Here is a 14902-nt window from a genome sequence, read left to right on the forward strand (position 1 = left end):
GATTGCTGTGGATAACTTTATTTTAGCGCAACCAGCCATACTACCAGAAGTCAATCCGGGATATTGCCCGCATCCATGCCGCAAAAACCCTCAGCCAGCGAGCCAGCGCAAGCCCCACAGCGTGACCATGCCCGCCACAATCACCAGCACCGCGCTGCGGCTACGCAAGAATACGACGATGCCCACCGTTGCCGCTACCAGCCGGTAGTCAAACGCCGGGCCAGCACCGGCTTTCCAAGGCAGCAAATCGGGCACGACGATGGCAGTCAGGGCGGCGGCCGGCGCATAACGCAGGGCGCGCCGCACCCCGTCGGGCAATGGAATGTAGTCGCCAAACAACATAAAACCCGCCCGCGTCAGCACGCTGCACAGGGCCAGCAGCAAAATAGCCGAATAGACGTAGATTTCGGAGGGCCAGAAGGTCATGCCCGACCTTTGTGGAAATAGCGTTCCGCGACGATGCCCGCCACGATACCCGTGATCACGGCCGCCGCGAGCCCCAGGCGCAGGGGCAACAACTGCCCCACCCAGGCCACCAAGCCGGCCGCCAACATGGAAATCAGCATGGGTTTGGAGTTGGCCAACGGCACCGTAATCGCCAGTAATGCCAACACCGCGGCGAAATCCAGCGACCAATCCGAGGGCACCATGCCCCCCAGGTAAATGCCGATGATCGACGACGATTGCCAAACCAGCCACCCGGGCACAATCGTCCCCAGGAAAAACCATAGCTGTTCACGCGTACCGCGCTCGGCCGCATCGCCAAAGCGCGGCATAAACAGGACAAAACCCATGTCTGTCGTGAAATACCCCAGGCCCAACCGACGAGGCCACGACAGGTGACGAAAATAAGGGTGCAGCGCGGCGCCAAAGATGAGAAAGCGCAGATTGACTACGCAGCCGGCCATGAACACCAGCCATAGGGGCGCGCCAGCCGCGATCAATGGCAAAGAGGTCAACTGCGCCGACCCGGCATAAAGCAGCAATGTCATGGCCAGCGCCATGGACTCGGTCAGACCGGATTTGACCATGGCCACGCCTGTCACCAGCCCCCACGTGCCCGTGGCGATCAACGCCGGCAATATGGCGTGTATGCCCTGGCGAAAGGCAGCGACGCGTTCCTGGCGGACAAGGCGGGGATCGTCCGAGGGCAAAAGGAAGTCAACGGACACTACGTGCCCCAAAACGAATGGAACTGAACGGCATGGAACGCTTCAAAGACAAACTCACGCACGCCAGCCGGTATGGCACGGCACCCAGTTAGAGAGATCGCAGAGCGCTTAGCGCTCAAAGGCCGCATTGTACCCCTACTGCTTGATACAATAGGCGCCACTTGAAAGGGGAATACCATGTGGCGAATCGCGACGCTTTCATCTGGTACGACGGCAAGTATGCTTCGTGGTGTGCTATCACCGCATACGTTCTGACGCTTGGCCCTGTTTGCTTCTTCATTTGTCTTTTTCAGGAAATATCATGACCGCTGCCGCCCCTGCCGCCGCGCCCGCACACGAAACCATCGAAGTCGGAGCCGAAGACCTGCCCGTGTATTGCCCGGGCCCCAAGGCGCCCCTCTGGAGCATGCACCCCCGCGTATTTCTCGACGTTGCCCACACGGGTTCCGCCCGCTGCGCGTACTGTGGCGCCGAATACCGACTCAAGCCCGGCACGGTCGTTCGCGGCCACTGACCTTCTCACCCACTTGTCACCTGCTACCGCCCACATGTTTGCCACGCCAGAAGAAGCCGAACAAGCGTTCTACGATGCGCTCGAGCAGGCTGACACCGTCCGCCTCATGCAAATCTGGGCCGATGACGAGGAAATCATCTGTATTCATCCTGGCGGGCTGCGGGCTGTCGGCCATACGGCGGTACAAGAATCCTGGCAACAAACGTTGGCAGGCGGACCATTGCATATCCGTCCCCTGCGCCCCCAGATCATGCAAAGCATGATGTGCTCGATACACACGCTGGTCGAACAAGTGTTGGTGCGCACGCGTAGCGGCACACAGTATGCCCATTGCTACGCCACCAACATCTATCACAAGGGCCCAACTGGGTGGCGCATGGTCGTACACCATGCCTCGCCAGCGCCCGCCGACGCCGGGGTGCTGGATCTGCACGATGTACCCGATCGACTGCACTGAGGCGGGTAGTTCGCGTGCCTATCGCCCGACTCGACACCTCGCCCTGCCCGGTCCCCGCGTGGCTGCCTGATCGTCATAGCCAGACGATTTATGGCGCCTTTTTTGCGCAGCATCACGGCGTGGCTTTCGTGCGCCAGCGTGTGGACACGCCCGATACCGATTTCATCGATATTGACTGGACGGGCCCAGGGCTGTTTCCTCATAAAAGCGCCGACGGCCAACCGATCGATAACACGACACCCGTGGTGTCCGGCAAGACTGCGGCCGCGCGGTGGATCACGGATGCGGACTGGCCGTCCCTGCCACAGACGCCCGATACGCCCGCGTTATTGTTGTTCCACGGCCTAGAGGGCGGCAGTACCAGCCGCTACGCGCAGTCGATCGCCCATTATTTCCGGGCACGAGGCTGGATCGTCGCGGTCGCCCATTTTCGGGGCTGCTCCGGCACACCCAATCGCCTGGCCCGCGCGTACTACTCCGGCGACTCCGCCGAGGTCGGTTTCATGCTCGAGACCGTCCGGGCCCGCATTCCCCATGCGCGCTGGCACGCCGTCGGGGTCTCGCTGGGCGGCAATGCCTTGCTGAAATTTCTGGGCGAACAAGGCGATGCCGTCTCGTGGCTGGCGGCTTGTGCCGGCGTATCCGTCCCGATGGATCTGGTCGCGGGCGGCAATACTCTGTCTCGCGGTCTATTGAATCGCCGCGTGTACAGCGCGCATTTTCTCAAGACCATGAAGCACAAGGTCCTGGAAAAAGCCCGGCGCTTTCCGGGTGCCATCGATGTCATGCGCATCGCGCATGCGCGCGACCTGCGCGATTTTGACGATGCCTACACCGCCCCTATGCACGGTTTTCGTAATGCCCTCGATTACTGGACAAGAGCGTCCAGCAAGCCATGGCTGACCAGCATCGAGGTACCCACGCTGGTGTTGAACGCGCGCAACGATCCGTTCTTGCCTGAAAGCGCCCTGCCGATGCCACGCGAATGCTCCGCGCACGTGCTGCTGCACCAGCCGGCCGAAGGCGGTCACGCCGGTTTTCCGACTGGCAGCTTTCCAGCCCATCTCGGATGGTTGCCGCAACGTCTGGGACGCTTTTTCGAGACAGGCCGCTAATTCACGTCGCCCGCAGTATCCCGGTCTGGTCTGAAAGCCGAGGCTTGGCGTGCAGCGGTCAGCTCTTGAATCGTTCCAGTAATTCGCGTTCCTCGGCCAGCCGGGCCGCGACTTCCCGGATCTGCACGTCGATTTGCGATTGCTCGTAAAAATCCTTCGACATGTTGCGGGCCTGCTGTAGCTGGGACTCGGCCGCGGCGTAGGCCCCCGTCAGCACGTAATAACGGGCCATATCACGACGCGCTTGCACCGGCTGGCCGTTACGCTCTTCGCTTTGCGCCAGCATCTGGTACAGCCCGGGTTCGTCCTCGCCCCACTGCTTGATGCGCCCGCGCAGATACGCCTGTGCATCGGCATGGCGCTCCACACCCTGCAACGCCTGGGCGTATGCGATACCCAGCGCACGCTGTTGCGGCCAGCGCTTGACGGCTGCGGCCGCCAATTGCAGCGCCTGCGCATTGTCTTTACGCGCCGCGGCCAGGTCGATGTCCAAGCGCGCCAATTGGGGCGAACTACGCCCCCCCGCTTGCGCCTGGTTCAGAAACTGCTGGGCCTCGCTCAGGTTATTTCGCTGAAACGCTTGCAGGGCCAAGCCGTAATTGGCCGCCGACTGTTGCACGCCGGTCAACCGGTGGGCCTCGTCTTTCAGTTGCTGGTTGGCCGTACGCAAACTGACCGAATCACGACCCTGAATCACCCGCATTTTCGCGCGAATGTACCAATAATCGTCACTGTCCCGATAACGCTCAGAGGGCAAATTGCGGGCACGGTTCTGAACGTCCGACATCCGCTCAATCGACAAGGGATGGGTACTCGCCCACGCGCCGCCGCCCATGCCCTCGTTCAGGCGCGATGCCCCCATCAGCCGGGAGAACATGCGCACCATGCCCTCGGGGTCATAGCCCGCCTTGGTCAGCATGACAAAGCCAGCGCGATCGGCCTCTCGTTCCGCATCGCGTGAAAAACCGAGTTGCTGATTAATGGCGGCGGCCTGCCCAAACGCCGCCACCCCCATCGCCAGGTTGCCTCCCCCGCCGGCCAGGGCCGTCAACAGGGCCGCTGCCAGACTGGCCATCATGATCACGCCCGTCTGGTTTTGCTGTGTCATGCCACGGGCAATATGCCGCTGGGCGACGTGGCCAATTTCGTGAGCCACCACCGATGCCAGCTCGGACTCGCTGGTCGACTGGACGATCAAGCCGGAATTGACGCCGATAAATCCGCCCGGCATCGCGAACGCGTTGATCTGAGGGTCTCGCACCCCGAACATTTCGACTTCGGGCACGGCACCCGGCGCGTAAGACGCTAGTTTGCGCCCCATCGTAGTCAAGTATTGCGTCAGCTCGGGGTCGTTGATAAAGGTCGGATCACGCCGGCCCTGGGCCATGATGGCCTCGCCCAGTTGACGCTCTAGTGCAGGCGACAAATCGGCCGACGACGCCGCCCCCATAGACGGCAACCCCGTAGGCTGAGCCATGGCGGGCGCGAAGGGCGCGACCAGGCTCAGACTCAGGGTGGCGGCCAGGCAACGCTTCAGAATAGTGATCCTGATTATCGAATAGCAGCAGTTCATGGCAATATGATAGCGATCACCAGCAAAAGTTTTGGTGGTTCGTTTAATTTTTGATGGTTCGCTTAATTTTCTATAGGGATCCTCTTCTTATGCGCCCAATACGCAAAGCCGTATTTCCTGTCGCGGGAATGGGTACGCGATTTCTGCCGGCCACTAAGGCGATGCCCAAAGAAATGTTGCAGGTCGTCGACAAACCGTTGATTCAGTATGCGGTCGAAGAAGCCATCGCGGCTGGCATTACCGACTTGATTTTTATCACGGGCCGCAACAAGCGTACGATCGAAGATCATTTCGACTCGTCGCCCGAGCTGGAAGCCGATCTGGCGTGCAAGGGCAAAACCGAGCTGCTGGCAATGGTGCGCAATATTTTGCCGGCCCACGTCAATTGCCTGTATATCCGTCAATCGGCACCACTGGGTCTGGGTCACGCGGTGCTGACCGCCGCGCCGGCTGTCGGTAATGAGCCCTTTGCCGTGCTGCTGGCCGACGATCTCATTGATGCCGAGACGCCGGTCCTGAAGCAGTTGATCGATACCGCTTACGCACAAGACGCGAGCGTGGTGGGCGTACAGGATGTTCCCCGCCAGGAAGTCAGCAGGTACGGTATCGTCGCCACGCGACCGCTGAGTAATCGTACGGCTCGCATCACGCATATTATTGAAAAACCCTCGCCCGAAGAAGCGCCATCTACGCTAGCCGTCGTGGGACGTTATGTGCTTGAGGCAGAGATTTTTGACCACCTGCGCGCCACGCTGTTCGGCACCGGCAATGAAATTCAACTGACCGATGGCATTGCCTCGATGTTGAGTCAACGAACGGTTCTGGCCCACCGCTATGAAGGGCAGCGATACGACTGCGGCAGCAAGGCCGGCATGTTTCAGGCAACGGTCGCGCTGGGGCGCAAGTATCACGGGCTCATCCCCGAGCCAGACACCGGGGGTTGACGCGGCGCGCAAGGGGAACAACCCCGGGGTGCACGCCGAATCAGCCCGCTACGGCCCCTCAGGAACCGATCGCGGTCTTGTCCGCGTTGATCTGACGACGCGCACGATCGATTGCCTGGCGGTCTTCGGGGCGTAAACGGCCTTTGGCGGATAGGCGCATCAACGTGCCCAGTGCCACCATCAACCCAAAAACCTCGATCATCGCTGCCGGGATCCACATGGTAAGGCCACCAATGGTCTGGTCGGTCTGCGCCGACATGGCAATCGCCCGGCCACACAGGTCAAACAAGGGATAGATATCGGATTCGGTAAAGGCGATGACCGCGCCGGCCACCATCTGCGGGGCCATGGTCAGCACGGGGGAAAGGACGCGCCCGCCCGGGCTCATGGCGGCCGGCGGACTGGGACGTCGATCCAGGATCAAGTTCCAGTACATGAAGCCGCTGATCACGACGGACCAATTCATCAACCGGTACAAGCGCCAATCCAGCATGGAATAAAACTGTACCGACGGAATGAGCCAGACCAGAACGAGAAAGACGAACAGCGCGGGAACGAGATATTTGTGGGTGAGTACGCCCACCAAGGCCCGGCCAGCGCCGGTGCGCAAAAAATCCCGTAAACGGACTCGCCAGGCCATCGGCAGGGCCGCGCGCATAACGGATCCCGGAAACGCCGCCATCACGAGCAACGGCCCCAGATGGTGCAGGACCAAGTGCTGGATGCGATGTATGAAAAACATGCGCTCGGCGTAGTAGTCGACCCGGGTATGGAGCGAGAGATACAGCAGCGCCATACCGGTCCAGAACAGAAACTGGCGTGCTTTGGTGACGCGATGCACGCGCTGACCGCGAATAAACAACACGCTGGCCGCCACGAATGCGGCGACCAGCGAGGGGGAAAACTCCCAGGGAACGAGCCAGCCCAGATAGTCCATGCCCGAAATCAGGCAGCGGCGCTAGCGATGTGACCCGATGTACCGAAATGCACATGGCGAACGGAGGGGTTCGCCTGCAGGCGACGCGCCTGCGACATCAGTTCGGGCCGCAGCTCGGGTGGACAATTGACGGTAATGCATGCCGACGCAAAGTCGGCGTCACGATTAGTGTCTATCTGGAATTGCGCGACATTAAGCCCCGCTGCACCAAAATCCGAACAAACTTGCTTGCGTACGGCACCCAGGGCATCGCGCGGACACACGATGGTCAAGCGCGACATGCCGTGGCGGCGATTGAGCGAGCTGGCGCGGTCCACGCCAGCGCGGCGCATGAACAGATCAAATAAACGCATAGCAGCCTCCTGACAAAGCAAAAAGCATTCAGCGAATACGCACGTCACCACGCAGCGACACGCAAGGCGCACGATAGGTACGCGTTAACGCGGGCTGCGTTGAAATAGCGGCGGTTCTGGCGGTTTGGTGGGAAATGACAACACAGGACGTGTGTCACGCACCGCACCCTGCACTGGCAGGATGCGGCAGAAGGAGATTCTGCGGAGTTCCTGTCAGGCAGCGACGTCGACGTAAGGTCGACTACTGTCGCCGGAATCGGTATTCACAGAAGGCTCCGTATGATGTAAACAATTCAATGCTACGCGAACTTGCCATCCCGAGCAAGGGTTTTCCCGCGACGGACTCTTGCCATTTGCAAGCATTGTGCAGCGATGCAACAGACTCAGCGCAAGAAATACCGCCACGCACAAGCAAAGACTATACATACCTCCACCACGGGGTCTGCGTGAAATACAGTATGGTGTTCGCATCTTTTGACGACGGGCTCTCGGGTCCGCCCAATCTGCCATGAGCCTGCCCTGCACTGACATCACTCCGTTTGTTGATCGCCGCCGGCGGTTGCTGGCGCAAATGCACGCCGCAGGCGGTGGCATCGCGGTGCTATCAACGGCGCCGCAGGCCGAGCGCAACCACGATGCCGAGTACCCGTATCGCCACGATAGTGACTTTTATTATCTGACGGGCTTTATCGAGCCCGAGGCATGGCTAGTGCTGGTAGCGGGTACCACCGACCGGGCGATTCTGTTTTGCCGGGCCAAGAATCCTGAACACGAAATCTGGGAAGGTTTTCGATGCGGACCCGATGAGGCGATCGCACGCTATGCCTTCGACGAGGCCTACGCCATCGATCAATTGGACACGCTGCTGCCCGCGCTATTGCTGGATCAGTCCGTGCTCTATCGTCCCTTTGCCGCCGCGGGCTCAGCTCAACGCAAACTGCGCCGCTGGCTGGCACAAGCCGAGCAGCAAGGCCGTGGCCGACGCCAGCCACCCGCGCACATTCAGGATCTGCGCCCCGTGCTGGCCGAAATGCGCGTCATCAAAGACGCCAGCGAGATTGCGACGATGCGTCAAGCCGCCCGGATTTCGGCCGGCGCCCATGCCCGCGCGATGCGAGCCGCCCGACCCGGGTTGCATGAGTATCAATTGGAGGCCGAGCTGCTGTATGAGTTTCGGCGCCATGGCGCGCAGGCGCCCGCCTACCCCAGCATCGTGGCCGCGGGCGCCAATGCCTGCGTGCTGCATTATGCAGCGGGCGATACGGTGCTGCGCGACGGCGATCTCGTCCTGATTGACGCCGGCTGCGAATATGACAGCTACGCGTCCGACATCACCCGCACGTTTCCTGCCAACGGTCGCTTTACCGGTCCGCAACGTGCCCTCTACGACCTGACCGTGGCCGCGCAGCAAGCCGCCGTCCAGGCCACCGCGCCTGGACGGTGCTGGAACGACAGCCACGAAGCGGCCGTGCGTGTCCTGGCACAAGGCATGCTGGACGAGGGATTGCTGCAAGGCTCGCTGGACGGCGTTCTCGATTCGGGCGCGCACACACAGTTTTATATGCATCGCACCGGTCATTGGCTGGGCCTGGACGTACATGATGTGGGAGACTACCGGCAAGGCGCGCCCTCGGACGCGGAACGCCCCTGGCGCACGCTGGAGGCCGGCATGATGCTCACGATCGAACCCGGCATCTACGTACGCGCGGCCGACGATGTGCCGGAGTCATTCTGGAATATTGGCATCCGCATCGAAGACGACGCACTGGTCACGGCGGAGGGCTGTGAGCTCATCACCCGGGGCGTGCCGGTGGATGCCAAAGAAATCGAGGCGCTGATGCGGGAATGAGCGCATTGACATCCCGTTTAAACGCAAAGCCGTAAACGCCCCGTGGTCGACTATCTCCGCATTCTGCGCAAGATGAGCCAGTTCAAGCGCTACAACACATATCCGTCCAGCCAGCCCAAGGCTGTCCAGGTGTAGACCACCACCATCGCAATCGCAAAAATGCCGGCGGTCGAGCCGACCAGGCCACCGATGATCGCCACCAGTACCGGGCCCCAGCCGGTGTGCGTCACGCGCCCCTGCTCGGGGTGATACAAGCGGTCGAATTTTTCGTCTGGCATCAGGCTGAACACCACTCCCTCGATGAACCCATCGATCATCGGGATGAATACCAGAAAAAACGCCGGATTGTCGTACCACACGGGAAACCGCAAGGCCACCAGCAAGCAGACGACTGAAGCCAGCGTGACTACCCAGGCATAGCGTCGCCCCAAATACCACCAATGCGCTCCCAGCCATCCTAAAAAACAGGCCAGCAACCCCAGCACAATCTTGTTGCGCGGGCGAATAGTGGGAGCGGAAGCGATGAGTTGGGAAGACGACATAATGGGATTGTAGAGGCAGACGGTAAAATTCCGACATGACTCAGTCTGCTTACGATATCGCGATTTTGGGCGCTGGCCCGGTCGGGCATGTGCTTGCGCTGCTATTGGCTCGCCAGACGGCACAACCAGAACGCATTGTCTTGCTCGCCGGATCTCCGCCGGCCACCCCTGCCCTGCTTGCGTCGTCCCCGGCAGCCGATCCGCGCGTGCTGGCAATGAACCATGGCAGCCGCGTATTGCTGGAGTCGCTACAGGCCTGGTCCGGTCGCGCGGCGGATATCCGCCACGTTCATGTCTCGCAGCGCGGGCGCCTGGGCAGCACCATCATCCACAGTGACGATTTTCAGGTCCCGCGCCTGGGCAGCGTTGTGTCGTATGCGGAACTGCATGCCACGCTGCAGGCATGCGTCGCAGCCAGCGGTGTCACGATCCTGTATGGCCCCCCCGCGCAGGCGCAAGACCAGGATAGCCTGGGCATTCGGGTGCGCCAGGGTGACACCGAGCTACGCTGCGGCATCGCCGTGTTGTCGGACGGCAGTGGTGGCGCCGACATCCGTCGCGAATACGATCAGCATGCCATCGTGACCAGCGCGGTAGCGACACTCCCCCGGGCGGCCTGGGCGTGGGAACGCTTCACCCGTGAAGGGCCGCTGGCCTTGCTTCCGCACCCCCTGGACGCCCGGGCGTATTCGGTGGTGTGGTGCAGCGCTCCCGGGCGCGCGGCCCAACTGGCTCAAATGGAGAACGGCGCTTTCTCCGCAGCGCTGAGCGAAGCCTTCGGCACGCGGCTCGGCCGCTTGTCCAGCCAGGCCCCGCGCCATGTATTTCCGCTGGCGCTCAGCGCACGACGCACCCTCGTCCAGGGACGCCTGGTCGCCATCGGCAACGCCGCGCAAACGTTGCACCCGGTCGCGGGTCAAGGACTGAACCTGGGCCTGCGCGACGCCGCACGTCTGGCGCATACCCTCACGGAATGGTTATCGTGCCCCGCTGACAATCCCGGCGCGAGACTCGCTGAGTTTGTCAGTGCGCGCCGTGCTGATCGATGGATCACAGCAGGCTTGACCGATCTGATGCCGCGCGCCTTTGCGACGCGCCTGGCGCCGTTGGAGCATGCCTGCGGAGCCGGTTTGCTGGCGCTCGATCTGGCCGCGCCGCTACGGGCTCCTCTCGCGCGTCATTTATTGCAAGGATTTCGCGCCTGACCCAAAACCNCGCGCCCGGGTCGGTTAAAATGTGCGCATGCGCATCGGCCCGTGGACGCTTTCCAATAACGTTCTGGTCGCTCCCATGGCGGGGGTGACGGATCGTCCTTTCCGTCAATTATGTAAACGATTGGGCGCAGGCTATGCGGTATCGGAAATGGCCGCCAGCAATCCACGCCTGTGGGATAGCGTCAAGACCTCGCGTCGCCTGAATCATGATGGCGAAATCGCGCCGGTGGCCGTGCAAATCGCCGGCGCCGATCCCGCCATGATGGCCGAGGCGGCCGTATTCAATGCCGAACGCGGTGCACGCATCATCGATATCAATATGGGTTGCCCGGCCAAAAAAGTATGTAATCTGGCCTCGGGCTCGGCGCTGCTGCGCGACGAAGACCTGGTCGCCCGCATCCTGGATGCCGTCGTGGCAGCATGTGCTCCGCTGGGCGTCCCGGTCACCCTGAAAACCCGCACGGGCTGGGATCGAGAACACCGCAATGCGCTGCGAGTCGCCCGACAGGCCCAGGATGCCGGCATTGCCGCCCTGGCTCTGCATGGCCGCACCCGCGCCGATCTTTATACGGGCCAAGCCGAATATGACACCATCCGTGCCGTCAAGGCCGAGCTCTCCATCCCGGTCGTCGCCAATGGCGACATCGACTCGCCCGACAAGGCCCGCTTTGTCCTGGACTACACTGGTGCCGACGCGATCATGATCGGCCGGGCGGCCCAGGGACGGCCCTGGATTTTTCGCGAAATTGATTATTTTCTGCGCACAGGCGATCGGCTCCCCCCGCCGTCTTGCGACGAAATGCGTGATTTGCTGCTCGAACATCTGGATGATCACTACCGCTTTTACGGTGAGCACACCGGTGTTCGCTCGGCGCGTAAACATATAGGCTGGTACGTGGACGGGCTGCCCGGCGCAGATCCGTTTCGCGACCGCATGAACCAGATCGACAACACGCGCGACCAATGGCGCGCCGTGTCGGACTGGTTCGACGAACTTGCGCGCGGTGGGCCGCCTATCCCGGCCCTCACCGCGCAACCACTGCTGGCGGCGTGATCCGCTACTCACCTCCAACTATAAAAGCTGTACAAATGAGTAAGAAAGATGTCCTGGAAGACTGCGTGCGCGCCAGCCTGGCTCGCTATTTCGAAGACTTGGGCGACTCCGAGCCTCACGACATGTGGGATATGGTGATGCGTTGCGTCGAACGCCCGGTGCTCGAAGTCGCGCTGGAACGGTCGGGCGGAAACCAGTCCCGAGCCTCCGAAATATTGGGCATCACCCGCAATACGCTGCGCAAAAAACTTCAGGCGCACAACATCCAGCCCTGAGCCTCTTCAGCGCTCTGCGCTTCTGACTGTTTTCCCTTTTATCAGCCGTCCATTATGAAAATCGAAACCGCCCTGCTCTCGGTGTCCGACAAGACCGGCATCGTCGAATTCGCCCGCGCTCTGGCCTCACGCGGCGTACGCCTCCTATCCACCGGGGGCACGGCTCGCCTGCTGGCCGAGTCCGGCCTGACGGTCACCGAGGTTGCCGCCCACACGGGCTCGCCCGAAATCCTGGACGGCCGCGTCAAGACGCTGCATCCCAAGATCCATGGCGGCCTGCTGGCTCGCCGCGATAGCGCCGAACACCTGGACACCATCGCGAAACACGGCATCGATCGCATCGACATGCTGGTCGTCAACCTGTATCCGTTCCGCGAAACCGTCGCCAAGCCCAATTGCAGCTTTGCCGACGCTGTGGAAAACATCGATATCGGCGGCCCCGCCATGCTGCGCGCTGCCGCCAAAAACCACGGTACCGACGCCGGTGGCGTCACGGTCGTCATCGATCCGATCGACTACACCCGCGTACTGAACGAAATGGATCAAACGGGCAGTACGTCGTATGCGCTGCGCCTGGAGTTGGCTGCCAAGACCTATGCCCACACGGCCTCCTACGACGGCGCCATCGCCGCCTACCTGACCAGCCTGGCCGAAGCCGCGCCGGCACAAGATGCGGCGCCGGCCCGTCAGGATTGGCCCCGCACACTGACCCTGCAGGTCCAACAGGCACAAGCCCTGCGTTATGGCGAAAACCCGCACCAAAAGGCCGCGTTCTACGTCGACGCTCAGCGCGCGCCCGGCCTGTTGGGCAACTATCGCCAACTGCAAGGCAAAGAACTCTCGTACAACAACATCGCCGACGCCGATGCAGCCTGGGAATGCGTGCGTAGCTTTGACACGCCGGCCTGCGTCATCGTCAAGCATGCCAACCCCTGCGGCGTCGCCGTCGCGCAAGACACCCTGCACGCTTACCAGCAAGCATTCAAGACCGACCCCACGTCGGCCTTTGGCGGCATCATCGCGTTTAACCGTCCGGTAGACGCCGCCACGGCCGAAGCGGTCAGCAGCCAGTTCCTGGAAGTCCTGCTGGCCCCCGCCTATGACGGCGCCGCTCTGGCAGTGCTGGCCGCCAAGAAAAACGTGCGCGTCCTCGAAATCCCCACTGGCGTAGGCCAGAATGATTTCGACATCAAGCGCGTGGGTGGCGGTTGGCTGGTGCAAACGCCCGACGCCTTCCAGGTGCCGCGCGACGCACTCAAGGTGGTGACCAAGCGTCAACCCACCGAGCAGGAAATGAACGACCTGACCTTTGCCTGGAAAGTGGCCAAGTACGTCAAATCCAACGCCATTGTGTTCGTCGGCGGCGGGATGACGCTGGGCGTGGGCGCAGGTCAGATGAGTCGCGTGGACTCGGCCCGCATTGCCTCGATCAAGGCCGAAAACGCCGGGTTGACGCTGGCAGGCTCGGCCGTGGCGTCGGACGCCTTCTTCCCGTTCCGCGATGGCCTGGATGTGGTGGTCGGTGCCGGCGCAACGTGCGTGATTCAACCGGGTGGCAGCGTCCGTGATGACGAAGTCATCGCGGCAGCCGATGAACATGGCATTGCCATGGTGCTGACCGGCACGCGTCACTTCCGCCACTAATGCGTGTTCTCGGCATCGACCCCGGCCTGCGCCGCACCGGTTTCGGTGTGATCGATGCCGATGGCATGCGACTGCGTTACGTCGCCAGCGGCACCATCGTGGTCCCGCCGGCGCTGACGCTGCCAGAGCGTTTGAAAGTGATTCTGGACAATCTGCGGCAAGTCGCGCGCGATACACAACCGGATGTCGCCGCGCTGGAAATTGTCTTCCTGAATACCAACCCCGCATCAACCCTGCTGCTGGGGCAGGCGCGTGGCGCGGCACTCTGCGCGCTGGCAGACAGTCAACTGGCGGTGCACGAATACACGGCGCTGCAAATAAAAAAGGCGGTCGTCGGCACTGGCCGAGCGGCCAAAGAACAAGTCCAGATGATGGTGCAACGCCTGCTATCACTGGATGGCGTCCCTGCGCCTGACTCCGCCGACGCCCTGGCCTGCGCCATCTGCCATGCTCATGTCGGCCCCCTGCAAGCACGGCTGAGCGGGCTGGCAGGCGCGTCTTCCCCCCTGGGGAGCGGCCGCGCACGGGTGCGGCGCGGGCGATTGGTGATCTAAGTAGACGACCGCAAGGCCTAAGGCGACCCACACACCGTATAGAATGCCTGCAACACGCGGCGCAACGCGCGCCCTCTTACACTCGTTTGTTGGTATATCGACACCATGATCGGACGCATCACCGGAACCCTGATCGAAAAACTCCCGCCCACGCTGTGCGTGGACGTCAATGGCGTGGGCTACGACATCGACGTTCCCATGAGCACGCTGTACAACTTGCCCGATCTGGGATCGCGGGTAACGCTGTATATCCATCTGACGGTCCGCGAAGATGCGCACATTTTGTACGGATTTGCCACGGCTAGTGAACGCAGTGCGTTTCGCGAGCTGATCAAAGTCAGCGGCATTGGCGCCCGCATCGCGCTGGCGGTGTTGTCGGGGATGTCGGTAGGGGATCTTGCGCAGGCGATCACGCTGCAAGAGCCCGGCCGGCTGACACGCGTACCGGGGATTGGCAAGAAGACTGCCGAACGCCTGCTGCTGGAAATGCGGGGCAAACTGGGCGCCGACCTGGGCGTCGCGGCGCACGCGATCCCCGACGCGCAGACCGACATTCTGAATGCCCTGCTGGCGCTCGGTTACTCGGACAAGGAATCGCAGACGGCGCTCAAGAGTCTGCCCGACAGCGCGAGTGTGTCGGACGGGATCCGTTTGGCTCTCAAATCGCTGGTGCGCTGACCCTGCGTGGTGGTGTACCCTGCGGGG

17 protein-coding genes are annotated in these 14902 nt (G+C 62.0%); 11 read left to right on the forward strand and 6 right to left on the reverse strand.

Annotated elements, in window-relative coordinates:
• Nucleotides 1-90: 90 nt before the first annotated feature.
• Nucleotides 91-426 (reverse strand): AzlD domain-containing protein, encoded by a 336-nt coding sequence (locus ACNAZS_RS11960; RefSeq protein WP_415789421.1) that lies wholly within the window; start codon nucleotides 424-426, stop codon nucleotides 91-93.
• Nucleotides 423-1094, reverse strand: a complete 672-nt coding sequence (locus ACNAZS_RS11965; RefSeq protein WP_415789651.1) for an AzlC family ABC transporter permease — start codon at nucleotides 1092-1094, stop codon at nucleotides 423-425. The genes ACNAZS_RS11960 and ACNAZS_RS11965 overlap by 4 nt, the downstream gene beginning before the upstream one ends.
• Nucleotides 1095-1473: 379 nt before the next feature.
• Here ACNAZS_RS11965 and ACNAZS_RS11970 point away from each other — a divergent pair, with 379 nt between their 5' ends.
• Genes ACNAZS_RS11970 through ACNAZS_RS11980 form a run of 3 tightly spaced genes read left to right on the forward strand, consistent with a single transcriptional unit; the run spans nucleotide 1474 to nucleotide 3258 of the window.
• Entirely contained in the window at nucleotides 1474-1686 is a 213-nt protein-coding gene (locus ACNAZS_RS11970; protein WP_230662228.1) for a zinc-finger domain-containing protein, read from the forward strand.
• 34 nt (nucleotides 1687-1720) lie between these two features.
• Nucleotides 1721-2143: a YybH family protein gene (locus tag ACNAZS_RS11975; RefSeq protein WP_415789423.1), complete on the forward strand. Its 423-nt coding sequence runs from the start codon at nucleotides 1721-1723 to the stop codon at nucleotides 2141-2143.
• Nucleotides 2144-2157: 14 nt separating this feature from the next.
• Nucleotides 2158-3258 carry a YheT family hydrolase gene (locus ACNAZS_RS11980; RefSeq protein WP_415789425.1) on the forward strand — a complete coding sequence of 367 codons (1101 nt, stop codon included), beginning with the start codon at nucleotides 2158-2160 and terminating at the stop codon, nucleotides 3256-3258.
• Nucleotides 3259-3316: 58 nt separating this feature from the next.
• On the opposite strand, the gene ACNAZS_RS11985 is transcribed toward ACNAZS_RS11980, so the two are convergent.
• On the reverse strand, nucleotides 3317-4831 hold the full coding sequence (locus ACNAZS_RS11985) for a M48 family metalloprotease (RefSeq protein ID WP_415789427.1): 1515 nt from the start codon (nucleotides 4829-4831) through the stop codon (nucleotides 3317-3319).
• An 89-nt stretch (nucleotides 4832-4920) separates the two neighbouring features.
• On the opposite strand from ACNAZS_RS11985, the gene galU reads away from it, so the two are divergent.
• Nucleotides 4921-5775, forward strand: a complete 855-nt coding sequence (gene galU / locus ACNAZS_RS11990; protein ID WP_415789429.1) for a UTP--glucose-1-phosphate uridylyltransferase GalU — start codon at nucleotides 4921-4923, stop codon at nucleotides 5773-5775.
• A 58-nt stretch (nucleotides 5776-5833) separates the two neighbouring features.
• Here galU and ACNAZS_RS11995 read toward each other — a convergent pair whose 3' ends face one another.
• Together ACNAZS_RS11995 and ACNAZS_RS12000 are read right to left on the reverse strand one after the other, a co-directional pair.
• Nucleotides 5834-6721, reverse strand: a complete 888-nt coding sequence (locus tag ACNAZS_RS11995; RefSeq protein ID WP_415789653.1) for a cytochrome c oxidase assembly protein — start codon at nucleotides 6719-6721, stop codon at nucleotides 5834-5836.
• Nucleotides 6721-7065, reverse strand: coding sequence for a hypothetical protein (locus tag ACNAZS_RS12000; RefSeq protein ID WP_415789431.1), 345 nt, complete (start codon nucleotides 7063-7065; stop codon nucleotides 6721-6723). Before ACNAZS_RS12000 ends, ACNAZS_RS11995 begins: the two co-directional genes overlap by 1 nt.
• Nucleotides 7066-7573: 508 nt before the next feature.
• On the opposite strand from ACNAZS_RS12000, the gene ACNAZS_RS12005 reads away from it, so the two are divergent.
• On the forward strand, nucleotides 7574-8914 hold the full coding sequence (locus ACNAZS_RS12005) for an aminopeptidase P N-terminal domain-containing protein (protein WP_415789433.1): 1341 nt from the start codon (nucleotides 7574-7576) through the stop codon (nucleotides 8912-8914).
• 89 nt (nucleotides 8915-9003) lie between these two features.
• On the opposite strand, the gene ACNAZS_RS12010 is transcribed toward ACNAZS_RS12005, so the two are convergent.
• The gene (locus ACNAZS_RS12010; protein WP_415789436.1) at nucleotides 9004-9456 is read right to left on the reverse strand and encodes a TM2 domain-containing protein; all 453 of its coding nucleotides are present in this window, start codon (nucleotides 9454-9456) and stop codon (nucleotides 9004-9006) included.
• A gap of 35 nt (nucleotides 9457-9491) precedes the next feature.
• Between ACNAZS_RS12010 and ACNAZS_RS12015 the strand changes: the two genes are divergently transcribed.
• The 6 genes from ACNAZS_RS12015 to ruvA all read left to right on the forward strand — a co-directional run bounded on the left by ACNAZS_RS12015 (nucleotide 9492) and on the right by ruvA (nucleotide 14875).
• Complete coding sequence (locus ACNAZS_RS12015; RefSeq protein WP_415789438.1) at nucleotides 9492-10661, forward strand: UbiH/UbiF/VisC/COQ6 family ubiquinone biosynthesis hydroxylase; 1170 nt, start codon at nucleotides 9492-9494, stop codon at nucleotides 10659-10661.
• Between the two features lie 37 nt (nucleotides 10662-10698).
• Nucleotides 10699-11724, forward strand: coding sequence for a tRNA dihydrouridine synthase DusB (gene dusB, locus ACNAZS_RS12020; RefSeq protein WP_415789440.1), 1026 nt, complete (start codon nucleotides 10699-10701; stop codon nucleotides 11722-11724).
• Between the two features lie 35 nt (nucleotides 11725-11759).
• A complete protein-coding gene (locus ACNAZS_RS12025; protein WP_415789442.1) occupies nucleotides 11760-11999 on the forward strand; it encodes a helix-turn-helix domain-containing protein in 240 nt (79 codons plus the stop codon).
• A 54-nt stretch (nucleotides 12000-12053) separates the two neighbouring features.
• Nucleotides 12054-13643 carry a bifunctional phosphoribosylaminoimidazolecarboxamide formyltransferase/IMP cyclohydrolase gene (purH, locus tag ACNAZS_RS12030; protein ID WP_415789444.1) on the forward strand — a complete coding sequence of 530 codons (1590 nt, stop codon included), beginning with the start codon at nucleotides 12054-12056 and terminating at the stop codon, nucleotides 13641-13643.
• Nucleotides 13643-14197 (forward strand): crossover junction endodeoxyribonuclease RuvC, encoded by a 555-nt coding sequence (gene ruvC / locus ACNAZS_RS12035; protein WP_415789446.1) that lies wholly within the window; start codon nucleotides 13643-13645, stop codon nucleotides 14195-14197. The genes purH and ruvC overlap by 1 nt, the downstream gene beginning before the upstream one ends.
• A 105-nt stretch (nucleotides 14198-14302) precedes the next feature.
• Entirely contained in the window at nucleotides 14303-14875 is a 573-nt protein-coding gene (gene ruvA / locus ACNAZS_RS12040) for a Holliday junction branch migration protein RuvA (protein ID WP_415789448.1), read from the forward strand.
• The last annotated feature ends 27 nt before the right edge of the window (nucleotides 14876-14902 follow it).

The sequence above is a fragment of the Bordetella tumulicola genome, from assembly GCF_965138755.1.
Taxonomy (GTDB): domain Bacteria; phylum Pseudomonadota; class Gammaproteobacteria; order Burkholderiales; family Burkholderiaceae_B; genus Bordetella_A; species Bordetella_A tumulicola.